The sequence below is a fragment of the Rhizobium leguminosarum bv. trifolii WSM2297 genome (genome assembly GCF_000271845.1).
In genome coordinates, this window is the sequence record NZ_JH719395.1 from 583,023 (window position 1) to 605,728 (window position 22,706).

The window sequence follows — 22,706 nt, forward strand, 5'->3', positions numbered from 1 at the left end:
TGGAATGGATGGATATGCTTCCGAACCCGACCCTGGACCAATTGCAGGTGTTTTTGACCGTTGCCGAGACCGGCAGCTTTTCGGCCGCGTCGCGGGCGCTGAACCGGGCTCAGTCGGTCGTCAGCTATACAATCGCCAATCTGGAAGCCCAGCTTGAAATGCCGCTTTTCGAGCGCTCCGGCGCCCGCCAGCCGAAGCTGACGGAGGCGGGCAAGGCGATGCTGGAGGATGCGCGGCGAATTCTCGGCGACCTGCAGGTCATGCGGGCGCGCGTCAAGAGCCTGAAGGAAGGGCTTGAAGCGGAGGTCTCCGTCGCCATCAGTGTGATGGTGCCCTCACAGGCCATGGTGGACGTCTTGCATGAGTTTCGCGAGATGTTTCCATCCGTTTCGTTGAGCCTCAACGTCGGGGAACTCGGGATGGTCATGGATCTCGTCCTCAATGGCAAGGCGACGATCGGGATTGGCGGCGCAGTGCTGAAGCCGGACGATTCGGTCGTCACGGAGCGCATCGGTCATTCCTTCATGTTGCCGGTTGCCGCACGCAATCATCCGCTTGCCGGGATCGACCGGCCGCTGACACTCGGCGACGTGCGCGAGGAAGTGCAACTTGTTGTCACCGATGCGTCGGGCCTGACGAAAGGGCGCGATTTCAACGTTCTGTCCTATAAGACATGGCGCGTCAGCGATATCGCGACGAAACATCAGCTGATCAAGGCCGGGCTTGGCTGGGGCGGGCTTCCGGCGTCGCTGATCCATGACGATCTCCTGAGCGGCGCGCTCGTCCATCTCGATCTGGATGCCTATGAGCAGGGGGAGTATGCCATTTATTCGATGCGCCAGCTCGCCAACCCGCCCGGACCTGCCGCCACCTGGATGATCGACGCGTTCCGCAACCGGCTATCCCATTGCCCGAGCCAGGCGGATTTCCACGCCCGGATCGCGGAACTGCGTGAACCCGCCATGCCACTTGCGGCCGAATGAGGCAGGCGCGGCTCCCGCGCCTGCCTCGGCTCTCCGTTTAAAGAACCAGTCTGAACTTCGAGAAGCCGTCGGCACCGTCGCCGGCATCCTCGATCTTGACGCTCTTCACCGCTGCGAGGAACTGCTTTGCCTTCGGCCCGCTTTCGAAGGTCGCCGTCGTGCCCGGCAGCGGCTTGAAGGTCCAGTTCGCATCGGCCGACGGATTGATCGTGCCCTGGTCGTGGACATAGCGGACGATGACGTCGCGGTTGGTGTCCGGCGCCTGGAAGATCACCTTGTCGGCTGCAATCTCCGGGAAACTGCCGCCGCCGCTGGCACGGTAATTGTTGGTGACGACAATGAATTTCTGGGCGGGATCGATCGGCTTGCCGTCGAAGGCGAGGTTCTGGATGCGGTTGGCATCCGGATTGATCGCCTTGCCGGATGAATCATATTTCGGCGGCTGCGACAGGTCGATCTGATAGGTCACGCCGTCGATGACGTCGAAATTGTAGGACGGGAAGTCGTTGTTGAGCAGCGGCGCATCCTTCGAGCCGGCGTCGATATGATTGAACATGCCCGCCGACATTTCTAGCCAGTTCTTCACCTGGGCGCCGGTGATGGCGACAGCCTGCACCGTGTTCGGATAGAGGTAGAGGTCGGCGACGTTCTTGATGGCGATATCGCCGGCCGGGACATCGGTATAATAGTCGGCGCCGCCGCGGCCACCGGCCTTGAAGGGGGCAGCGGCCGAAAGCACCGGCAAATCCTTGTACTCGGTGTCGGCCAGCATCTGCTTGATGTACCAGGTCTGGGCCTGGCTGACGACCTGCACGGAGGGATCGTCGGCGACCAGCGCGAAGTAGGAATAGAGCGGGGCGGAGGTCTTGCCGACCGGGGTGCGGACATAGGCGAGCGTCGCCTCATGCTCTGATTTGGCGGCCTCGACCACGTCCTTTTTGTCGGCGTAGTCGGCAACCACCTTCTTCTTGTCGTCACGGTGATAGATCGGCCGTGCTTCCGAGGTGAAATCGACGATCTTCCAGCTGTTGCCGTCCTTTTCGAGCAGCAGGTCGATGAGGCCGAGATGTGAGCCCCAGAAGCCGGCCATCACCGCCGGCTTGCCGTGCAGCGTGCCCTTGACGGCATCAGCATTGGCGATGCCGTCCCAGCTCTTCGGGCCGGGGAAGACGAGATGCTGGTGACCAGTGAAGATCGCGTCGATCCCCTCGACGGCGGCGAGATGCAGCGAGGCGTTTTCCATCTTTTCGGACGGCGCGGCTCCGTCGATGCCGGAATGGGAGAGCGCGATGACGATATCGGCGCCGGCTTCCTTCATGGCGGGAACCCAGGCCTTGGCCGCCTCGACGATGTCGCGCGTTTGCGCCTTGCCTTCGAGGTTCTTGATGTCCCAGAGCATGATCTGGGGCGGTACGAAGCCGATGAAGCCGATCTTGACGGGGCTTTCATTGCCGGCGCCGTCCTTGATCTGTTTTTCCACGATGATGTAGGGCTTGAAGAAAAGATCGTCCTGCTTCGGGTCCGAGGCGAGCTGGCCCTTGGTCAGATTGGCGCAGACGAAGGGGAAGTTCGCGCCCCCCAGGACCTTGAACATGAAGTCGAGGCCGTAGTTGAACTCGTGATTGCCGAGCGTCCCCACGGTGTAGCCGAGTGTGTTCATCGCCTTGATCACCGGATGGACGTCGCCGTCCTTCATGCCGTGCTGATAGGCCATGTAATCGCCCATCGGATTGCCCTGCAGCACGTCGCCATTGTCGATCAGCAGCGAGTTGACGGCCTCGGCGCGGATATTGTCGATGATCGTCCCGGTGCGGGAAAGCCCCATCGTGTCGTTCGGCTTGTCAGCATAATAGTCATAGGGGAAGACGTTGACGTGAATATCGGTCGTCTCCATCAGCCGGAGATGCGCCTGGTTGGCGCTGGCGCGTGCGCTGAAAGGGTGCAGCAGCACCAGGGCGGAGGTAGCAGCGAGACCGCTGAGCAGGGAACGGCGGCTCATCACGCCGACATCGAAAATGGAAGACATCGAAACTCTCCTTGAAGGATCATGCATCGTCCGGCCCGTCAGAATTAGGACGATTTGGCGAGGAGTACACTGCAAAAATGACAGGACGGCAAAACAATCGGTAGCAAAGGTGATGGGGTTTTGAAATGCAATTTATGGTGCAGCGTTCCGGCTGAAATCCATTGGGGCCGAGATCATGCGCAGGTCGCCATCGCGCACCGCGCCGTCGACATCAGCAACCTCGGCGCCAGGCTGGCGCAGGCACCAGGCCGGTACCCTCGACGTCAATGTTAACCGCAGCTACCGAAACGATTTCGGCCGCTCCTTCGGCGCAAAAGCGGTGCCGCCTTAGGATTTCGGCGTCGACGTCGCCAAATGAGGTGGGCGGTCGCTGTTGGTCGCGGCTCTCAGTTGACGCACCGCCAGCACCGGCCGGATTTCCTTATGGAAAAAGCGGAAATAGGAGGAGACCTGTGCCCGCGCATTCGAATTCACGTCGAACTGGATGCCGACACGGCCATTGTGCTTCCAGCGGATGATGCCTTCGAGCAGACCGAGGTTTTCAGCTTCGATGCGCACCTTGCTGCCGGAAGCAGCATGGAGCGGCGTCTTGGTCTCCAGGGCGGCGCCGGTCGCCGACAGGTTGAGAATGCGGACATCTATTTCGCTGTTCAGATATTTGACGCTGCCGAAGACGCGGCAGTTTTGCCGGTCGGCCTTCCGGGCCGTGATTTTCAAATTGCGAGTCATACGTTCTCCCTCGAATATGGAGAGCAGCATAGCGCCCGAAAATTGAAATGGTTTTAGGGGCTTGGCTAAAATTGCATCGAATTGTCAATTGGCTGCGGCCCTGCGCCCGACCACATGCTCGCGCCAGACCGTGAAGATACCGGCGGCGACCACGATGACCGAGCCGACGATCATGTTGAAGCTCAGCGTTTCTCCATAAATCACCATGCCGATGATCGAGGCGTAGACAAGTGACAGATAGGTCAGCGGCTGGACGGCGGCGGCATCGAGAATATCGTAGGCGCGGATCAGGAAATAATGGCTGGAAATGCTGGTTATGCAGACGAGCGCCATCCAGCCCCAGTCGGCTGATGACATCCAGCTCCAGTAGAACGGCCCGATAAGCGTCATCGTCACACCGCCGACGACGCCGGTATAAAAGAAGCTGGTCATCGACGAATCATCGCGGCTGACGAGGCGGGTGGCGATGACGTAGAAGGCGAAGTTGAAGCAGGAGGTGACGGCGAGAAGCAACTTCACGTCGAAAAATTCGCCTTCCGGCTTCAGGATTAGCAGCACGCCGAAAAGTCCGGCGCCGATCGCTGCCCACCGCCGCCACCCGACCCGCTCGCCGAGGATCGGCATCGCCAACAGCGCGATCAGAATCGGCGTCGCGGAAAAGATTGCCTGTGAGCGGGCAAGGCCGATCACGGCAAAACAGGTGATGGCCAGGACCACCTGGACCGCAAGCAGCACGCCGCGCGTCACTTGCAGGAGGGGGCGTTTGGTGCGGGCCGTCGCCTTGATGCCGCCGCGCATCTTCGAAGCGAGGATGATTGTGAAAAGCGCGAAGGCCCAGTAGCGGATCATCGTCACGAAGATCGGCGGATAGGTTGCTGCCAGATGTTTCGAGATGGCGTCCTGCAGCGAAAAGATGGTGAGCGCCGAGAGAGCGAAAATATAGCCTTGGGTCTTCGATGTCATGACGTGCCATTGAGCGGGAAACGCCCGCGCGCATGGAAGTCTGGGCAGGCTTTCGGCAAAGATGCAAGGGCTCAAAGCCCGACATTCGGCTTGTCGATGATCTCTCTGAGGGCAAAGCTCGAATTAATCTTGACGACGTGGGGCAGGGCGGACAGCCAGTCGCGGTGGATGCGCTCATAGTCTTCGAGATCACGGGCGGCGACCCTGAGGATATAGTCGTATTCGCCCGACATCAGGTAGCAGACGAGCACGTTCGGGCAGAGCTTCACCGCCGCCTCGAATTCCGCCAGCGTTTTGGCGAACTGGCCGGAGAGCGAGATATGCACGATGGCGATCATCTTGTAGTCGAGCGCCTTGTGCGAAAGCCGCGCATGATAACCGTCGATGACGCCGCTTCTCTCCAGAATGTCGAGCCGGCGCGAACAGGCCGAAGGCGATAACCCGATCTTCTCGGCAAGCTCGGCATTGGTGATGCGGGCATTGGCCTGCAATGCCTTGAGAATAGCAAGATCGATGGTATCGAGATCGGCCATTCGAAGAACTTTCGAAGAAAGGGGGAACGAGCACAATAATCGCCGAAAAATCGCGTCTTCGCAAATCGTCTTTGCAAGGACATTTCGCGGCCTTGGTGGTTGGATTCAGTGTCTGAGGAGATCCGCAATTGCGGAGATGACATGAGAGGAACGCCAATGCGTGTCGGTTGCCCGAAGGAAATCAAGAATCATGAATATCGCGTCGGCCTGACGCCGGCTTCGGTGCGCGAATACGTCGCCCATGGCCACGAGGTCTGGGTGGAGACCAAGGCGGGCGCTGGCATCGGCGCCGATGACGCCGCCTATGCCGCGGCTGGCGCGAAGATCGCCGCCTCCGCCAAGGATATCTTCGAAAAATGCGACATGATCGTCAAGGTGAAGGAGCCGCAGCCTTCCGAATGGGCGCAGCTGCGCGACGGTCAGCTTCTCTATACCTATCTGCATCTGGCGCCCGATCCCGAACAGACCAAAGGTCTGATCGCCTCCGGCGTCACCGCGATCGCTTATGAAACGGTGACCGACGAGCGCGGTGGCCTGCCGCTGCTGGCGCCGATGTCGGAGGTCGCCGGCCGCCTGTCGATCCAGGCGGGCGCGACTGCCCTGCAGAAGGCCAATGGCGGCCTCGGCGTCCTGCTCGGTGGCGTGCCGGGCGTGCTGCCAGGCAAGGTCGCGGTCATCGGCGGCGGCGTCGTCGGCCTGCATGCGGCCAGAATGGCCGCCGGCCTCGGCGCCGATGTCAGCATCCTCGACAGGTCGCTGCCACGTCTTCGTCAGCTCGACGACATCTTCGCTGGCCGCGTCCACACGCGTTATTCCAGCATCCAGGCATTGGAAGAGGAGGTCTTTTCGGCCGATCTCATCATCGGCGCCGTGCTGATCCCCGGTGCTGCCGCGCCGAAGCTGGTCACCCGCGAGATGCTGTCCGGCATGAAGAAGGGCTCCGTCATCGTCGACGTCGCCATCGACCAGGGCGGCTGCTTCGAGACCTCCCATGCAACGACCCATTCCGATCCGACCTACGAAGTCGACGGCGTGGTGCATTATTGCGTCGCCAACATGCCGGGCGCCGTGCCGGTCACCTCGGCGCACGCGCTGAACAATGCGACGCTGGTCCATGGTCTGGCGCTTGCCGATCGCGGCCTGCGCGCCATCGCCGAAGACAAGCATCTGAGGAACGGCCTCAATGTGCATAAGGGCCGTATCACCAACAAGCCGGTCGCCGAGGCGCTCGGCTACGAGGCCTTCGCGCCGGAGAGCGTGCTGAACGTAGCGTAAGTTGCCTCACTCAAGGTGAGGTGAGGGCGCCGGTCTCCGCAAAGGCCGGCGCCTTTACCTTGTCGATCCGGCATTGGAAGCAGTTGTTGCGTGCCGAGCGCACATGGACATAAGCGATCTCCGGCCGTGCCAGCAGTGTCCCGGCATAGGTCGGAATATCGGCGATCTCGGCCACCGCACCGGTGCCATAGACGATGCGATTGCTCTCGCTGTAACCGCGGACGATGAAATCGGGGCTCATCGCCAGCATCGGCGGCTGGATCTCTTCGGCGGCATAACGCCGGCAGGGCTGTTTGTGCAGGAAAATCGGACCGGTTTCGGCGTAGGGCTGCAGCGCGGGGAACGGCCGGTAGGCGAAAACCAGGAACTCCTCACCTTCTTCGATATTCCTCAAGCAGTGGCGGCAAGGGTTGCCGTCACCGTCGGAAACCACCATCTCCGGCAGATTGTCATAGGCGTCGCGGCCGCCGTTCCAGAGGGCTTCAGCATCGGCAGTCGGCATGGCGATAAAACGAATGGCGGTCATGGCAAATCTCCTTGATGATCGCCATGAAGTTGCACCTGGACCATCGCCCAAGCCACCCGTTTCTTGCGTCTGGGAAATCCGCGGCTATTCTTCGTGAGATGCTGCTTGGCGAAAGGAGAAGCCCCTTGGCCGAAGTCGACCTCGCGCTGTTGGCGCAACAGAATGCAGAAATACTGGAAGAGCTGAGAGCCTTGCGCCGGGAGGTGGCGGAGTTGAAGGAGCAGTCGGGCCGCCGCTCGATTTCGAGCGCCGCAACGATCCGCGCCGCCCGAACAGTCTGACGCAGCGTTAGCCGTTCCATCCACGTCGGACGAGAATCCGTCAACCTTTCCGCGCCAGCTCCAACAGTTCCTTGTCGCTCAGCGGCCGGACGATGCCGGTGCCTGTGGACACCGGGGAGAAGCCGAACATCTGGTAGAGCTGCAGCGCGCGCGGATGGTCGAGATTGTTGGTGGTGGTGACCACCCGCTTCGGATTGAGCGTCCAGATGGCGTAGAGCGCCTGCAGCAGGAACCATTTGCCGATGCCAAGGCCGAGCGCATGTTCGATCAGGCCGAAATGGCTGAGCTCGATCATATCCTCGTCCTCGCAGAAATATTCGTAGAAGCCGGCGGGCGCGCCGTTGACATAGAGGACGCTGATATTGTTGCGCTTGTCGTTCAGCGTCTGGCTAAGCTGCTCGTCGCTCATCCGCAGCCGATCCACCCATTGCCAGCGCGCGCCGACCTGCCGGTAGAGGTAGCGATAGAAGGGCAGCGGGATCGCAGGCGCGCGCATGATCGCCGTCTGGATATTGACCGGCACCGGCATGCTCGCCTTCGGCGCCGCCGTCATTTCGAGCCGCGTGATGTGAGCTTTCAAAGAAGCGGGTGTCTTCCCCATGGCGATCAGGCTTTAACCGGTGTCGGCGGACCAGTGACGATGGGCGTATCGTCACGGCTGCCCCATTCGCTCCACGAACCGTCATAGAGTTTGTTGTCGTGATGGCCGAGCGATTCCAGCGCCAGCGTGATGATCGCGGCTGTTATGCCTGAGCCGCACGAGGTGACGACGGGCTTGGAAAGATCGATGCCGGCGTCTTCGATCGTCTGGCGCAGTTCGGGCAGCGACTTGAACCGGCCCTGGTTGGCGAAGGTGCCGGAGGGCAGGCTGCGGGCGCCGGGCATATGGCCGGAGCGCATGCCGGCGCGCGGCTCGGGCTCGGCGGCGGCGAAGCGGCCAGCGCTGCGGGCGTCGGCGATCTGCATCGCGCCGCTGGAGACGATGTCGCGCATCGTATCGAGCGTCACCACGCGGCTCTCGTCGAAGTCAGGCCTAAAGGTCGCCGGCGCAGGGTTGGGGGTCGTGGTTTCAAGTGGACGGCCTTCAGCCTTCCAGCCGTCGAGACCGCCGTCGAGCACGAAGACGTTCTTTGCGCCCATCACCCGGAACAGCCACCAGACGCGCGGCGAGGCGAACACACCGATGCCGTCATAGACGACGATCCGATCGTTCTCGCTGATGCCGAGCCGGCCGACTTCGGCGGCGAAATAATCGGGCGAGGGGATCGTGTGCGGCAGCGATGTCGAATGGTCGGCGATCTTGTCCTGGTCGAAACGGATGGCGCCGGGAATATGGCCGGCCGCATATTCGGCATCGGCATCGCGCTTTTGCGCAGGCAAATAGAAGGAGGCGTCCAGCACCCGCAGATCGGGCTTGCCGAGCTCGGCCTGCAGCCAGTCGGCCGAGACGACGAAACGGCTCTTGGTCTCACTCATGATGATCTCCCTTGATGGTCAGGCTTCGTCGCCGGGCGTGCCGAAACGGATGCGGAAGCGCCGGTTCTCCTTGCCCTTCTTTTCGATTTTGGCGATGTGAATCTGGCCGACTTCCTGTGTTTCGGAGACATGTGTGCCGCCGCAGGGCTGGCTGTCAATCGACGAGTTCTCGCCGATGCAGACGAGGCTGACGCGCCCGAGCCCGATCGGCGGGCGCACATTCTTCGATTTGACGATATCGGGGTTGGCTTCAAGTTCCTCGTCGGTGATCCACTGCAGATAGACCGGATGGTTCTGACCGACCAGCTCCATCAGCCTGGCGGTGACCGCGTCCTTGTCGATCGTCTCGGTCATGTCGAAGTCGACGCGGCTTTCCTCCTCGCCGACAGCAGCGCCGGTGATCGGATAGGAGCAAACGACGGAGAGCAGATGGCAGGCCGTGTGCATGCGCATCAGCCTGTAACGGCGCTGCCAGTCGACATGCAGCACCAACGTCTCGCCGACCACAGGCCGCGGCTCGTTTTCGAGCGGCACATGGATGACGATATCCTTGCTCGGACCATGCTTCGTCTGGCCGAGCGTGATCTTAGTGCCATCGGCGCGTTCAAGCTCGCCGGTATCGCCAGGCTGGCCGCCTGACGTCGCATAGAAGCAGGTTTGGTTGAGTTCAATGCCCCCGTCGTCATGAACGGCGGTGACGACCGCCTCGCATGTCGAGAGATAGAAATCGTCACGATAAAGCGCATTGACGGGCATGGGGTCTCACGCGGGTTCGTAGGGAACGTCGATCTCGGGCGACCTAGCCATCCAGCCCGGAACGGGCAGCCCCTTCGACGTCAGGAAATCCGGGTTGAAGAGTTTTGACTGGTAGCGGTTGCCGTAGTCGCAGAGGATCGTCACCACCGTGTGGCCGGGGCCGAGATCCCGGGCGAGTTTGACTGCGCCGGCAATGTTGATCGCCGTCGAGCCGCCGAGGCAAAGCCCCTCGTTCTCGACGAGATCGAAGAGATAGGGTAGCGATTCGGCATCGGAGACCCGATAGGAGAAATCGGGTGTGAAGCCTTCGAGATTGGCGGTGATGCGGCCCTGGCCGATGCCCTCGGTGATCGACGATCCCTCGGATTTCAGCGCGCCATTCTGGTAGAATTCGTAAAGTGCCGCGCCATCGGGATCGGCAATGCCGATCTTGATGTCCTTATTGAAAGCCTTGAGGCCAGCGGCGACGCCGGCCAGTGTACCGCCGGAACCGACGGAGCAGATGAAACCGTCGACCTTGCCGTCGGTATCGTTCCAGATTTCTTTTGCCGTCGTCTCGATATGCGCCTGCCGGTTAGCGACGTTGTCGAACTGGTTTGCCCAAATCGCCCCGTTCGGCTCAGTCTTCGCCAACTGCTCGGCGAGCCGCCCGGAGACCTTCACATAATTGTTCGGGTTCTTGTAGGGAACGGCGGGCACTTCGACCAACTCGGCGCCGAGCAGTTTCAGCGCGTCCTTCTTTTCCTGGCTCTGCGTTTCCGGGATGACGATGACGGTGCGGTAGCCGAGCGCTTTCGCGACCAGCGTCAGCCCGATGCCGGTATTGCCGGCCGTGCCTTCGACGATAACGCCGCCGGGCCGAAGCAGCCCTTTCCGTTCCGCGTCGCGGATGATGTAGAGCGCGGCACGATCCTTCACCGACTGGCCGGGGTTGAGGAACTCCGCCTTGCCGAGGATGGTGCAGCCGGTCGCCGCTGAGGCGCCCTTGAGTTTGATCAAGGGCGTATTGCCGATGGCTTCGAGGACGGAAGGGTGGAAGGTCATGGAATCTGCCTCTATTCGAACTCTTACTTTAGGAACGGTCTTTTCCCTTCACAAGGCTGAGTTGGCAAGAAATGCTATTCCACGCCGCTGTCGGGCACGATAAAATTTGGCCTTAGTCCCCCGAAATGACGCATCGCCCGCAATCCCGCCATGCGTGGGTGATCCGAAGATTGACTTTCCCCGTACGGATGACGACAAAGCGACAACGGAGCGCGGCAACAGGGCGTGACCGAAACCGGCATGATTCACGAGCAGATCGACACGATCGATGCATTGATGGCGCATTATGTCGCCGGCTCCTTGCCCGAGCCGGCGCGGGTGCTCGTACGATCCCATCTTGAAATGAAGCCCGACAATCGCAGCCTGGTGGCCAGCCTCGAATTGCTGGCCGGGGAGGCGCTTGAAAGCGCGCCTGAAACCGCCATTGAGAACCGCGACCGGCGGCTTCAGGCAATCTTTTCCTCTGCCGCGCCGGTCTCGGCGTCACGGGCGGCCGCGCGGCCGGAAAACACGCTGTTTCCCCAGGCGTTGCGCGATTTCGTCGGCTTCGAGGTTGAGGACGTGCCCTGGCGCAAACGGTTGCCGGGCTTCAAGGACTATTGCCTCGATATCGACGGCTGCGAGGTCAACCTGATGTGGATCCGCCCTGGCCGCGCGCTGCCGGCGCACACCCACAAAGGCATGGAACTGATCCTCATTCTCGACGGCGCCTTCAACGATGAGCGCGGCCGTTTCGGCCCCGGCGACATCTCCATTGCCGACGAGACGATCGACCACCGGCCGGTCGCCGAAGAGGACCGGCCCTGCATCGCCTTTGCCGTTTCGGACGGGCCGGTGAAGCTGACCGGATCCCTTCGCCAGATGATCGGCGACCTGATCGGCTGAAAGCAGCCACAATGGTGTGATAGAGCCATAAATCCGGGAGAGGTAGAGGAACTTCCGGACCTGTTTTCGTGTTGGTCAGGCAGACCCGGAGGAACATGTCATGCGTGATTTCATCGCCCGTCCCGAACATGGGATCGTCTGGATCACCGGGGCGAGTTCCGGTATCGGCCGGGCGCTTGCGCTGAAGCTTGCCGGCGAGGGATACAAGGTCGCCGTCACCGCCAGAAGCCATGAAAAGCTGGTCGAGCTGCAGTCCGAGGCAAGCGGCCTTTCCGGCAGCATTGTCGTTCTCGACGGCGACGTCACCGATGCCGAGGACATGGAACATGTCATGGCCTCCATCGAATATGAACATGGCACGCTTGCCATGGCGATCCTCAATGCCGGCGTTTACCTGCCTGTTCATGCCGAGGATCTGAACCGCTCCGATTTCGACAGAAGCTTTGCCGTCAATCTTTCCGGCGTCGTCAACTGTCTGCTGCCGGCGGTCAATCATATGAAGGCGAAAGGGCAGGGGCAGATTGCCATCGTCTCCTGCGTCACCGGCTATGGCGGCCTGCCGACGGGTGCTGCCTATGGCGCCACCAAGGCGGCGCTGATCAATATGGCCGAAAGCCTGAAATTCGATCTCGACAAGATAGGCATCCGCATCCAGCTGGTCAGCCCGGGTTTTCTCGATACGCCGGCGACTGGGAAAAACGCCTTTCCGATGTCAGCCTTGGTGTCGGTCGAGGAGGCCGCCCGGCAGATTGCCGCCGGGCTGAAATCGCAGGCTTTCGAGATCGCGTTCCCGAAGCGCGTCGCCACCATGCTGAAGCTGGCGCGCCTGCTGCCCTATGGCGCTTATTTTCCGCTGGTGAACCGCGTCACCGGCTGGCGGGAGCGGCCGCCATCGGCGGGTCACCATCCGGTGACGCCGCATCTGGCGGAATGATCACCGGCGCGAGAACACCACCTGGCGTACATCGATATTGCGGGCGCGGAAACCGGCCTCGCAATAGAACAGATAGAACTCCCAGAGCCGCTTAAAACGCTCGTCGAAACCCATCGGGCGGATGCGTTCCCAGACCGACCAGAAGCGCTCGCGCCATTCGGCAAGCGTTCGGGCATAGTCGAGCCCGAACCCGAAATCCTTGACCAGTGACAGATCGACCTTGCCGGCGAGTTCGGCCAAGTGATTGCGCGTCGGCAGCATGCCGCCGGGAAAGACATATTTCTGAATGAAGTCGGGATTGCCGCGATACTGGTCAAAGGATTCCGGACTGATGGTGATGATCTGCAGGCCGGCCTTGCCGCCCGGCTTCAGACATTGCCTGAGTTTGGCGAAATAGGACGGCCAGTATTTCTCACCGACGGCTTCGAACATTTCGATCGAGACGATCCGGTCATAGAGCCCGGTCTCGTCGCGGTAATCCTGGAAGCGGAATTCGACGCGGTCGTCGAGGCCGGCGTTGCGGATGCGCTCCTGCGCAAAGGCGAGCTGCTCGCGGCTGATCGTCAGTCCCGTCACCTTGCAGTTCAGCTCGCCTGCTGCGAATTCGGCAAAACCGCCCCAGCCGCATCCGATCTCCAGAACGTGATCGCCTGGCCCGATGCCGGTCGCCTCGGCGAGAGCGCGGTATTTGGCGTTCTGGGCCGATTGCAGATCATTGGCCCCGGTGGAATAGAGGGCCGAGGAATAGGTCATGCTCGGATCCAGCCATTGCCTGTAGAAATCGTTGCCGAGATCGTAATGGGCGGAAATGTTGCGCTTCGAGCCCGTCTTGGTATTGGCGTTCATCCAATGGCGGACGCGCTCGACGAGGCGGCCAAGGCCGCCCTTGCCATGCGCATAGCTGAAGGCTGCCTCGCCGTTGACGAGAAAGAGCTCGAGGAAGGCGGCGATGTCAGGGCTGTCCCAGTCGCCGTCCATATAGGTTTCGGCAACCCCGATCGTGCCGCTTGTCAGCGCCCGATAGGCGAGGTTCCAGTTGTGAAGGCTCAGTGCTGCCTTTGGCCCGGCCATCTTGCCTTCGACCAACAGTCTGCGGCCGTCGGGCAGGGTCACGGCGAGCGACCCGTGTTGCATGTGCAGAAGGCCGCGCAGAGCGAGCTTTGCCTTGAAGGGAAGCCCCTTCACCATGCGGGACATGTTTTCGGCCGTCAGCGTCACCGCATCACGAGCCAGCAGATTCCAGTCCTGCGCCTTGCCCATCTCTCCTCCTCCAGCATTTTCTTGCCGGTTTGGGACGACGAAGCCCTGTAATATACGTGCGGCCGCCCCCCGGCGATTACATCGAAGGCTACTGTATAATTGCTCAAATCGGAACTGATTTAAGATAAGATTATAACTGCGGTTCACTCTATTTCAGCGCCTTTACGCGTCCAAAAGGACGGGCGTAGCGGGACGGACGCGCGCATTCATGCAACATCCTTTGTGGCCTTGTAAGCAGCGAGCGCCCGGTTGCGCGCGCTCGCGTGGTCGACGATCGGTCTCGGATAGGTTTGACCAAGCGTGATGCCTGCCTCGTCGAGCATGCTCTTCGGTGCCTCGAACGGCCGATGGATGTATTTTGCCGCGAGTTCTCGAAGCTCCGGCACATGCGCTCTGACATAATCGCCGTCCGGATCGAAGGTCTGGCCTTGCAGCACCGGATTGAAGATCCGGAAGAACGGCGAGGCGTCGGCTCCCGAGCCCGCCACCCACTGCCAGCTGGCCGCATTGTTGGCGGGATCGGCATCAACAAGCGTGTCGCGGAACCAGGCCTCGCCGCGGCGCCAGTCGACCATCAGATCCTTGATGAGGAAAGAGGCGACGATCATGCGCACCCGGTTGTGCATCCAGCCATGGCGCCAGAGCTGGCGCATGCCGGCATCGACGATGGGGTAGCCGGTCAGCCCCCGGCACCACGCCTCGAAATCCTCATCGGCATTGCGCCATTCAAAGCCGTCGAAACGATCGTTCCAGTTGCTGGAGGCAAGGCGAGGGAAATGGAAAAGCAGGTGATAGGAGAATTCGCGCCAGGCGATCTCCTTGCGGAAATGCACGATATCGGCCGCCGGCACCCGTTTCGACAGACCGCGTGTCGCATCCCAGATGCGGGCAGGGGAGATCTCGCCGAGCGCCAGGTGCGGCGACAGCATCGATGTTGCCTGCTTCGCCGGATAGTCGCGGTTTTCCCTATAGCCGTCGAGCGTGTCCTCGACGAAGGCACGGAGCTTATCCCGGCCGCCTTGCTCGCCTGGCGTCCAGAGATCACCAAAATCCCTCGCCCAGTCCGGCTTCGTCGGCAGCAGTTTCCAGCTCTCCAGCCTTTCCGATTTCGGAAGCTGCGCTGCCAGCTGCAGTTTCACCGGCGCCTCCAGCGGTAGCGCTAGTTCGCCCGCGCCCTCCAGCGCCCGCCAGAATGGCGTATAGACGCGATAGGGTGTGCCGCTGCCGGTCATCAGCCGGGAAGGTTCGTGCAGCAGTTGGCCGCCGAAGCTTCTCACCTCGATCGCCTGCTTTTTCAATTCGTGCTTGATGCGTATGTCGATAGTTGTGCAGGAGGGATCATAGCGCCGGTTCCAGAAGACCGCTGCGGCACCGCTCTCGCTGATGAAAGCGCGAAGCACCTCGAGCGCCTCGCCGCTTGCCAGCACCAGCTGTCCCTGACGCTTGCGCAGCGCCCTGTCGAGCGCTTCCAGCGAATGATGCAGCCACCAGGCCTGCGCGGCACCGAGCGGACCGGCACCTGCGGCGGGCTCGCTGATATAGAGGGGGATGACCGGCCGCCCCGAGAGATGAGCGGCGTTGAGAGCCTGGTTGTCGTCAAGGCGCAAATCCTTGCGAAACCAGAGAATGACCGGATTTGCCGCCCTCTTTGCCAATAAGACCGTCCCTTCAGTTCTTTCAAGCTGCTACGGATGTACGCAACGTCCGGATCAAAAGTTTCATCGGCTGCCGTGACATGAAAAAGGCCGGGATGAACCGGCCTTTTCCAGTGGCGCGCTTTGCGCGACATGTTTTGAAGTCAACACTGCCTGTCAGTTGTCGTATTCACGGCAGGCTTCGCTGATCGAGGCGCCGCTCTGGCCGCCACGCGTATCGACGCCGGACATTTGCTGCGGCATGCCGGGGCAATCCAAGGTTTGCGGCTGGCCGATGCTCTGTGTCGTCGTCGGGTCGACTGGCGAAACCGCCATCGGGTGGATGCCGTTGTCACTATTGGTGTAATCGGATGAATAGTTACCCGAATTCGGATCGGTCGAACCGCCATTGGTCGGCCCGACAGGATCGGGGTTCGACTGGGCAAAGGCCGACGATGCCATGCTGAGCGCCAGCAGCGAAGCGGCAATAAGGGATTTTGTCATGAGAATCCTCCTTTGATTTTCATCTTGGATGACCCCGGTGTAACCACCTGCGGGAATCATTGTTCCGAAATTCGCGAAAAACTTGCACGCGGGCATTGCATGGTTACGCATAAACCTTAACGGCCGAAGCCGCTGGATCGCCGCCGCTGCCTGCCTTAGTGGCATGATGAAAGGCTAAAATTCAGCAGCATGAGGCCGCTATGTTCGTTTCCCCTCGCGAGGCCGCCGATCTCGGTCTGCAGATTGCGCTTGCACTCGTTTTGACGGCAAGCGGCATGGCAATCGCGTCCTCTGCCGTGGGCAGCGAAAAGACCGGTATATCGGCGATTGACGTCAGCCGCCCCTCGTTGTGGACCGCTGTCCCAATGCGCGTCGATCCGACAACACAGGCCTATCTGCGTGCCGACGCCCCGGCCGCACTGGTGCTTGCCGACGGCGCCGATGAACTGTGCCATGACCAGATCGGTCTTCGCCTCTCCTGCGATCTGATGGCCACTTCCGGCACAGCGGCGTTCTAGGACGGCAGCTTTGGAGGCGTAACCTCATCTCCCGAAGCTTGCAAAAGGCAGTGATTTGCCGTTTCATCGGGCGATAATGCCTGTCGTCCGGAAGTGTGCAGCGGTTCCGGGATAACGACATGCATGCTAACAACGAGCTGAAGCGCGTCGCACGAACCAAATTTGATGTCACACGCTTTACCGACAACCATCCGATGCTCTTCCTTAAAGGATCCGCCTTTGTCCCTGCCGATGCCCCGCGGCTTCGAGAAGCCTTATGCCGCCTTCCTGTTCGATATGGACGGCACCATCCTCAATTCGATCCGTGCCGCCGAGCGTGTATGGGGCGATTGGGCAAGGCGTCAGGGGCTGGATGTCGCCGACTTTTTGCCGAAGATGCATGGATCGCGCGGCATCGACACGATCGCCCGCCTGAACCTGCCCGGCGTCGATCCCGAACATGAAGCCAAGCTGGTGACCGAGGCGGAAATTGCCGATGTCGGCGATGTCGTTGCCATTTCAGGCGCTGCGGCATTTCTGAGTGCGCTGCCGCCGGATCGCTGGGCGATCGTCACCTCATCGCCGCTGCGTCTTGCCCATCGGCGGCTGGAGGCGGCAGGTCTGCCGCTGCCGAGATTCATGGTGACGGCCGAGGACGTCAAGGTCGGTAAACCCGATCCGCAATGTTATATCTTGGGCGCCGAACGCCTCGGCGTCAGCACGCACGACTGCCTGGTGTTCGAGGATGTCGCCGCCGGCATCACCGCCGGCGAGGCGGCGGGCGCCGATGTCATGGTCGTGACGGCAACCCATCACCAGAAGATGGAGACGACGCATCCGACCCTTTCGTCCTATGACGAGATCTCGGTCCGCATCTCAGCCGACCATAAGATGTTTATCGTCCCCAAAGCGGCCTGACACCGGCCAGTCCGCCTTGCGCATTCACTCCGCGGCTGCGGCAAGACAGCGATCGATGATCCTGCCGATTTCGCCGCGACAGGAGCCGCAATTGGTTCCGGCGCTCGTTTCCTTGCCGACCGCCTCGACGCTGTGGCATCCGCCGCGCACGGCGGCCGCGATCTGATTGACCCCGACGCTGAAGCACGAGCAGACGGTGGCGCCCGGATCCGGTCTGCCGGCCCCCGGACGACCTGCAACCAGCGCAAAGCGTTTCCTCAAATCGCCGTGGGCGGCAGAGAGCTGGGAGATCGCCCAGTTGCGTGCGACGGCGACCGGCTCGCGGGCGAGGAACAGCGCGGCGAGCAGCACCTCGCCGTCGAAGAAGGCGAGCCTGAGGTCGCCGGATTGCCGGTCGGCATAACCGAGCGGCTCGATCTCATCAGGAATGGCGAAGGTCGCGCGGCACCAGGCCGTCCAGTCTTCGACGGCCTCGGTGAAGGCAAGCTCCAGCCGCCAGCCGCCGTCAGCTTTCGCCAGCGCCCAATAGGCTGCGTCAGGCGCCGCGGGTTTTGCCGCCGAGACGGCGAAACCGTAATGCGTCGCCCGGAAGGGCCGGACGGCGACGGCAACGTTCTTCGATGCCGGCTGACCGGAAACGGGGTCGGTTATCGGTGCGACCACGGCGTCGATCCGCGCTTTTGCCGCAAACTGGTCGTTCCAGTGCATCGGCGCAAAGATGCCGCCGCGCGCCTGGCGATCGGTCACCAGCGCCCGGACGATGGCTTTGCCATGCGGACTGTCGATCTCGACGAGGCCGGCGCTTGATATGCCGGTCTCGATCGCATCGCGCGGATGGATCTCCGCAAAGGGCTCGGCAATATGGGCAGACAGCCGCGCGCTCTTTCCGGTTCGCGTCATCGTGTGCCACTGGTCGCGAATGCGCCCGGTATTCAGCGTGAAGGGGAAATCGGCATTGGTGCGATCGGTAGCCGGCGCTTCCACCGCGACGAAGCGCGCCTTGCCATCGGGATGGTAGAAACCGCCATCGGCAAAGAAGCGGGTGACGCCAGGGGCGGTCCCTGCAGCCTGCGGCCACTGAAAGGGCGACAGCGCGTCATAGAGGTCGTCGGTCATGCCGGCGCGGGCGCCGATGTCGAAATCGCGGCTGCCGCTATTTTCGAAGGCGGAGAGGGCAGCATGTTCGGCGAAGATTTCCGCCGGCGCATCGAAATCGAAGCCGGCGGCAAAACCCATGCGGCGTCCGACCTCGGCAAGCTGCCACCAGTCGGCCCTGGCATCGCCGGGGAGCTCGAGAAACGGCCGCTGCCTGGAAATGCGCCGTTCGGAATTGGTGACGGTGCCGTCCTTTTCGCCCCAGCCGAGCGAGGGCAGAAGCACCTGTGCGTGCCGGGCCGTATCCGTCTCTCTCAGAATATCGGAGACGACGACGAACGGACAGGCGGCGATGGCGCTTTCGACGCTGTCGGCGTCCGGCATCGACACGACGGGATTGGTGGCCATGATCCAGAGCGCCTTGATGCGCCCGTCGGCCACAGCGCGGAACATATCGACGGCCTTCAGGCCGGGTTTTGCGGCGATGACCGGCGATTTCCAGAAGCGCTGCACACGGTCGCGGTCATCGGCATTTTCGATCGCCATATGGGCGGCAAGCATATTGGCGAGACCGCCGACTTCGCGTCCACCCATGGCGTTTGGCTGGCCGGTCAGCGAAAACGGTCCCATGCCTGGGCGGCCGATGCGGCCGGTCGCCAAGTGGCAGTTGAGGATGGCATTGACCTTGTCGGTGCCGGAGGAGGATTGGTTGACGCCCTGGCTGTAGCAGGTCACGACTTTCGGCGTCGTTTCGAACAGCCGGAAGAATTCGCGGATCTGCATGGCCGGCAGGCCGGTCCGTTCCAGCAAATCGTTGATATCGAGTGCTGCGGCTGAAGCAAAGGCGCCGGCGAAACCTTCGGTGTGGGAGGCGATATAATTCTGGTCGATTGACGAGCTTGTGGCGAGATGGGCAAGCAGTCCCATAAACAGCGCGACGTCGCCGTCGGGGCGGATGGCCAGATGCAGGTCGGCAATGTCGCATGTCATCGTCCGGCGCGGATCGATGACGACGATCCGCATGCTGGGCCGCGCTGCCTTTGCAGCGGCCAGCCGCTGGTAGATGACGGGGTGACACCAGGCGAGGTTGGAGCCGGTGAGCACCACCAGATCCGCGAGTTCGATATCCTCATAGGTCCCCGGCACCGTATCGGCGCCGAAGGCGCGGCGATGCCCGGCGACCGACGAGGACATGCAGAGCCGTGAATTGGTGTCGATATTGGCCGAGCCGATGAAGCCCTTCATCAGCTTGTTGGCGAGATAATAATCCTCGGTCAGCAACTGGCCGGAGACATAGAAGGCAACGGAATCAGGCCCGTGTTCGGCAATCGTTTCGGAAAAACGTCGGGCGACCAGATCGAGCGCCTCATCCCAGCCGCTGCGTTGACCGGCGATTTCGGGATAAAGCAGCCGGCCGTCGAGATCGATGGTTTCGGCAAGCGCCGACCCCTTCGAGCAGAGCCGGCCGAAATTCGACGGATGCTCGGGATCTCCCTTGACGCTGACGGCGCCTGCGTCGTCGACCGTGGCGATCACGCCGCAGCCGACGCCGCAATAGGGGCAGGTGGTCTTGACCTCAGCCGCCATCATTCAGCCGCCATCAGGAGGCTTTCCAGGGCGATGAAGAGGGCGCCGTCCTCGTTGCGGACGGGTATGGTCCGCACCTCGCCCTGGTCGGCACCGAGCGCCTTGCCGGTTTCGAGAGAGATCACCCAATTGTGCAGCGGGCAGGTGACCGCCTTGGCATGGACGATGCCCTGCGAGAGCGGGCCGCCCTTGTGTGGGCAGTGATCTTCGATGGCGAAAACTTCGTTTTCGGCGGTGCGGAAGACGGCGATCTTGCCCTGCGGCGTCTTCACGCAGCGTGCACCGCGCAAGGGGATTTCGGAGATGTCACCGATTGAGATCCAGTTCATGTCCATTTCCTTACTCAGCTGCCTGCGGATAGCCGATCGTCGCCATCGGCTTGAACTCATGCTTGTCCTTGCCGGAGACACGCTCCGACCAGGGATCGACCTGGGCAAATTTCTGGCTGAAGACGAAGCGCTCGTAATAGGCTTTGCGCTTTTCGGCATCACCCATGATCTGGCGGCGGATTTCGTCAAGGCCGACGCGCTTGGCCCATTTGTAGATGCGCTCGAGGTAGCGGGCCTGCTCGCGATACATTTGCGTCAGTGCCACGATGTGCTCCAGCGCCTCGTCCTCGGTCTTCACGAGGCCGAGCACCTCGGTGCCCTTGATGTCGAGACCGGCGGCACCGGCGAAATGGATCTCGAAACCGGAATCCACGCAGATCACGCCGATATCCTTGCAGGTGGCTTCGGCGCAGTTGCGCGGGCAGCCGGAGACGGCCATCTTCAGCTTGGCCGGCGTCCAGGAGCCCCACATGAATCTTTCGATGCGTATGCCGAGGCCGGTGGAATCCTGCGTGCCGAAACGGCACCAGTCCGAGCCGACGCAGGTCTTCACCGTGCGCAGACCCTTGGCATAGGCCTGGCCGGAGACGAAGCCGGCCTTGCCGAGATCGGCCCAGACGGCAGGCAGGTCTTCCTTCTCGATGCCGAGCAGGTCGATGCGCTGGCCGCCGGTCACCTTGACCATCGGGATCTCGAACTTGTCGACGACATCGGCAATGGCGCGCAACTCGTTCGAGTTGGTGACGCCGCCCCACATGCGCGGAACGACGGAATAGGTGCCGTCCTTCTGGATGTTGGCGTGGACGCGCTCATTGATGAAACGCGACTGGTAGTCGTCGGCATATTCATCCGGCCAATCGCAGACGAGGTAATAATTGAGCGCCGGCCGACACTTGGCGCAGCCGCAGGAGGTCTTCCATTCCAATTCCTGCATGACGGCAGGGATGCTCTTCAGACCCTTGGCCTTGATCAGCCGGCGAACATCGTCATGGCCGAGTTCGGTGCAGGTACACATCGGCTGTACGGCAGCCGGATTGTAGCTGTCGCCGAGCGTCAGCGCCATCAGTTGCTCGACGAGGCCGGTGCAGGAGCCGCACGAGGCGGATGCCTTGGTATGGGCGCGCACGTCGTCGAGCGACGTCAGCCCCTTGCCTGATATCGTCGAAGTGATCTTTCCCTTGCATACGCCGTTGCAGCCACAAATCTCCGCGTCATCCGGCAAGGCTGCAACGGCCGCCATAGGGTCCAGCGGCGACCCTCCCTGATAGGCCTGTCCGAAGATCAGCGTCTCGCGCATCTCCGAAATATCGGTCGCTTTTTTCTTCAGGTCATTGAACCAGGCGCCGTCGGCGGTCTCGCCGTAAAGCACGGTGCCGATGATCTTGTTGTCCTTCAGCACCAGGCGCTTGTAGACGCCGGCGCTGGCATCGCGCAGCACGATCTCCTCGCGATCGTCGCCATCGGCGAAATCGCCGAGTGAATAAAGCTCGATGCCGGTGACCTTCAGCTTGGTCGGCGTATCGGCGTGAACGAAAGCCGGCGAGCGATCGCCGGAAAGATGGGCTGCGGCAATGCGGGCCATCTCGTAAAGCGGCGCGACGAGACCGTAGACCATGCCGCCGACCTCGGCGCATTCGCCGAGCGCAAAGATATCACCGTCCGAGGTCTGCATGCCGGCATCGACGACAATGCCGCGATTGACCGCAAGGCCGGCATCCTTGGCCAGGCCGACACTCGGACGAATGCCGACGGCCATGACGACGAGCGTTGCCGGGATGATGCGGCCGTCGTCAAGCTCAATACCCTCGACCTTGCCGTTGCCGATAATTGCCTTGGTATTGGCCTTGCAGATGACCTTGATGCCGCGTTCCTCGACCGCCTTTTGCAAGAGGTAGCCGGCGGCGGGATCGAGCTGGCGCTCCATCAGCGTCGGCATGACATGCAGCACGGTGACGTCCATCCCGCGCTGGGCAAGGCCGGCCGCCGCTTCGAGGCCAAGCAGGCCGCCGCCGATGACGACGGCCTTTTCGCGCGACTGGGCGGCAAGCAGCATCGCCTGCACGTCGTCGAGATCGCGATAGGTGATGACACCAGGCAGATCCTTGCCCGGAACCGGAATGATGAAGGGAACCGAACCGGTGGCGATCACCAGCTTGTCGTAGCTTTCGGTGACGCCATGATCGGAGGTGACCGTCTTGGCTTCACGATCGATGTTGACGATCTTGTGGCCCTTGTAGAGCATGATGCCGTGCTTGATGTACCAGCCGTCACCGTGAATGATGATCTGCTCGTAGTCCTTTTCCCCGGAGAGAACCGGCGACAGCATGATGCGGTCGTAATTGACGCGCGGCTCGGCATTGAAGATCGTGACTTCATAGCGTCCGGGGGCGTGCTCGAACAGGTGCTCCAGCATGCGCCCGGGCGCCATGCCATTGCCGATGATAACGAGTTTTTCGGTCATATTTACAGGT

21 protein-coding genes and 1 pseudogene are annotated in these 22,706 nt (G+C 61.7%); 7 read left to right on the forward strand and 15 right to left on the reverse strand.

Going from position 1 to position 22,706, the window contains the following annotated elements:
• Positions 1-14 precede the first annotated feature (14 nt).
• Entirely contained in the window at positions 15-983 is a 969-nt protein-coding gene (locus RLEG4DRAFT_RS18085; protein WP_003578794.1) for a LysR family transcriptional regulator, read from the forward strand.
• A 37-nt stretch (positions 984-1,020) separates the two neighbouring features.
• Here RLEG4DRAFT_RS18085 and RLEG4DRAFT_RS18090 read toward each other — a convergent pair whose 3' ends face one another.
• The 4 genes from RLEG4DRAFT_RS18090 to RLEG4DRAFT_RS18105 all read right to left on the reverse strand — a co-directional run bounded on the left by RLEG4DRAFT_RS18090 (position 1,021) and on the right by RLEG4DRAFT_RS18105 (position 5,234).
• Positions 1,021-3,009, reverse strand: coding sequence for a bifunctional 2',3'-cyclic-nucleotide 2'-phosphodiesterase/3'-nucleotidase (locus tag RLEG4DRAFT_RS18090; RefSeq protein WP_003578795.1), 1,989 nt, complete (start codon positions 3,007-3,009; stop codon positions 1,021-1,023).
• Between the two features lie 327 nt (positions 3,010-3,336).
• Positions 3,337-3,738 (reverse strand): PilZ domain-containing protein, encoded by a 402-nt coding sequence (locus RLEG4DRAFT_RS18095; RefSeq protein WP_003578796.1) that lies wholly within the window; start codon positions 3,736-3,738, stop codon positions 3,337-3,339.
• An 84-nt stretch (positions 3,739-3,822) separates the two neighbouring features.
• Positions 3,823-4,701 (reverse strand): DMT family transporter, encoded by an 879-nt coding sequence (locus RLEG4DRAFT_RS18100; protein ID WP_003578797.1) that lies wholly within the window; start codon positions 4,699-4,701, stop codon positions 3,823-3,825.
• 71 nt (positions 4,702-4,772) lie between these two features.
• Positions 4,773-5,234 carry an Lrp/AsnC family transcriptional regulator gene (locus RLEG4DRAFT_RS18105; RefSeq protein ID WP_003578798.1) on the reverse strand — a complete coding sequence of 154 codons (462 nt, stop codon included), beginning with the start codon at positions 5,232-5,234 and terminating at the stop codon, positions 4,773-4,775.
• A gap of 156 nt (positions 5,235-5,390) precedes the next feature.
• Here RLEG4DRAFT_RS18105 and ald point away from each other — a divergent pair, with 156 nt between their 5' ends.
• On the forward strand, positions 5,391-6,509 hold the full coding sequence (gene ald / locus RLEG4DRAFT_RS18110) for an alanine dehydrogenase (RefSeq protein ID WP_003578799.1): 1,119 nt from the start codon (positions 5,391-5,393) through the stop codon (positions 6,507-6,509).
• Positions 6,510-6,519: 10 nt separating this feature from the next.
• On the opposite strand, the gene RLEG4DRAFT_RS18115 is transcribed toward ald, so the two are convergent.
• Positions 6,520-7,035 carry a DUF1203 domain-containing protein gene (locus RLEG4DRAFT_RS18115; protein WP_003578800.1) on the reverse strand — a complete coding sequence of 172 codons (516 nt, stop codon included), beginning with the start codon at positions 7,033-7,035 and terminating at the stop codon, positions 6,520-6,522.
• A 98-nt stretch (positions 7,036-7,133) separates the two neighbouring features.
• Between RLEG4DRAFT_RS18115 and RLEG4DRAFT_RS40910 the strand changes: the two are divergent.
• A pseudogene (locus RLEG4DRAFT_RS40910) lies at positions 7,134-7,327 on the forward strand (hypothetical protein).
• 29 nt (positions 7,328-7,356) lie between these two features.
• Here the strand turns inward: RLEG4DRAFT_RS40910 and RLEG4DRAFT_RS18125 are convergent.
• From RLEG4DRAFT_RS18125 to RLEG4DRAFT_RS18140, 4 genes are read right to left on the reverse strand one after another with little or no spacing between them, the layout of a single operon-like run.
• Positions 7,357-7,917, reverse strand: a complete 561-nt coding sequence (locus RLEG4DRAFT_RS18125; RefSeq protein WP_003578801.1) for a GNAT family N-acetyltransferase — start codon at positions 7,915-7,917, stop codon at positions 7,357-7,359.
• 5 nt (positions 7,918-7,922) lie between these two features.
• Positions 7,923-8,792, reverse strand: a complete 870-nt coding sequence (sseA, locus tag RLEG4DRAFT_RS18130) for a 3-mercaptopyruvate sulfurtransferase (protein ID WP_003578802.1) — start codon at positions 8,790-8,792, stop codon at positions 7,923-7,925.
• A gap of 18 nt (positions 8,793-8,810) precedes the next feature.
• Positions 8,811-9,548: an alanyl-tRNA editing protein gene (locus tag RLEG4DRAFT_RS18135; protein WP_003578804.1), complete on the reverse strand. Its 738-nt coding sequence runs from the start codon at positions 9,546-9,548 to the stop codon at positions 8,811-8,813.
• Positions 9,549-9,554: 6 nt separating this feature from the next.
• Positions 9,555-10,592, reverse strand: a complete 1,038-nt coding sequence (locus RLEG4DRAFT_RS18140; protein WP_003578806.1) for a cysteine synthase A — start codon at positions 10,590-10,592, stop codon at positions 9,555-9,557.
• 225 nt (positions 10,593-10,817) lie between these two features.
• Here RLEG4DRAFT_RS18140 and RLEG4DRAFT_RS18145 point away from each other — a divergent pair, with 225 nt between their 5' ends.
• Both RLEG4DRAFT_RS18145 and RLEG4DRAFT_RS18150 read left to right on the forward strand, forming a co-directional pair.
• Positions 10,818-11,477 carry a ChrR family anti-sigma-E factor gene (locus RLEG4DRAFT_RS18145; protein WP_171898220.1) on the forward strand — a complete coding sequence of 220 codons (660 nt, stop codon included), beginning with the start codon at positions 10,818-10,820 and terminating at the stop codon, positions 11,475-11,477.
• A gap of 100 nt (positions 11,478-11,577) precedes the next feature.
• Complete coding sequence (locus tag RLEG4DRAFT_RS18150; protein WP_003578809.1) at positions 11,578-12,411, forward strand: SDR family NAD(P)-dependent oxidoreductase; 834 nt, start codon at positions 11,578-11,580, stop codon at positions 12,409-12,411.
• Here the strand turns inward: RLEG4DRAFT_RS18150 and RLEG4DRAFT_RS18155 are convergent, their stop codons facing one another.
• The 3 genes from RLEG4DRAFT_RS18155 to RLEG4DRAFT_RS18165 all read right to left on the reverse strand — a co-directional run bounded on the left by RLEG4DRAFT_RS18155 (position 12,412) and on the right by RLEG4DRAFT_RS18165 (position 15,809).
• Positions 12,412-13,671 (reverse strand): SAM-dependent methyltransferase, encoded by a 1,260-nt coding sequence (locus tag RLEG4DRAFT_RS18155; RefSeq protein ID WP_003578810.1) that lies wholly within the window; start codon positions 13,669-13,671, stop codon positions 12,412-12,414. It lies immediately after the preceding gene.
• Between the two features lie 206 nt (positions 13,672-13,877).
• Entirely contained in the window at positions 13,878-15,326 is a 1,449-nt protein-coding gene (locus RLEG4DRAFT_RS18160) for a cryptochrome/photolyase family protein (protein WP_003578811.1), read from the reverse strand.
• A gap of 156 nt (positions 15,327-15,482) precedes the next feature.
• Entirely contained in the window at positions 15,483-15,809 is a 327-nt protein-coding gene (locus tag RLEG4DRAFT_RS18165) for a hypothetical protein (RefSeq protein WP_003578812.1), read from the reverse strand.
• Between the two features lie 200 nt (positions 15,810-16,009).
• Between RLEG4DRAFT_RS18165 and RLEG4DRAFT_RS18170 the strand changes: the two genes are divergently transcribed.
• The gene (locus tag RLEG4DRAFT_RS18170; RefSeq protein ID WP_003578813.1) at positions 16,010-16,327 is read left to right on the forward strand and encodes a hypothetical protein; all 318 of its coding nucleotides are present in this window, start codon (positions 16,010-16,012) and stop codon (positions 16,325-16,327) included.
• Positions 16,328-16,546: 219 nt separating this feature from the next.
• Complete coding sequence (locus tag RLEG4DRAFT_RS18175) at positions 16,547-17,224, forward strand: HAD family hydrolase (protein ID WP_003578814.1); 678 nt, start codon at positions 16,547-16,549, stop codon at positions 17,222-17,224.
• 24 nt (positions 17,225-17,248) lie between these two features.
• On the opposite strand, the gene RLEG4DRAFT_RS18180 is transcribed toward RLEG4DRAFT_RS18175, so the two are convergent.
• The 3 genes from RLEG4DRAFT_RS18180 to nirB are packed head-to-tail and all read right to left on the reverse strand — an operon-like array spanning position 17,249 to position 22,696.
• The gene (locus RLEG4DRAFT_RS18180) at positions 17,249-19,906 is read right to left on the reverse strand and encodes a nitrate reductase (protein WP_037094665.1); all 2,658 of its coding nucleotides are present in this window, start codon (positions 19,904-19,906) and stop codon (positions 17,249-17,251) included.
• On the reverse strand, positions 19,906-20,241 hold the full coding sequence (nirD, locus tag RLEG4DRAFT_RS18185) for a nitrite reductase small subunit NirD (protein WP_085061911.1): 336 nt from the start codon (positions 20,239-20,241) through the stop codon (positions 19,906-19,908). The genes RLEG4DRAFT_RS18180 and nirD overlap by 1 nt, the downstream gene beginning before the upstream one ends.
• A 4-nt stretch (positions 20,242-20,245) precedes the next feature.
• Positions 20,246-22,696 (reverse strand): nitrite reductase large subunit NirB, encoded by a 2,451-nt coding sequence (gene nirB, locus RLEG4DRAFT_RS18190; protein ID WP_003578818.1) that lies wholly within the window; start codon positions 22,694-22,696, stop codon positions 20,246-20,248.
• Between the last annotated feature and the right edge of the window lie 10 nt (positions 22,697-22,706).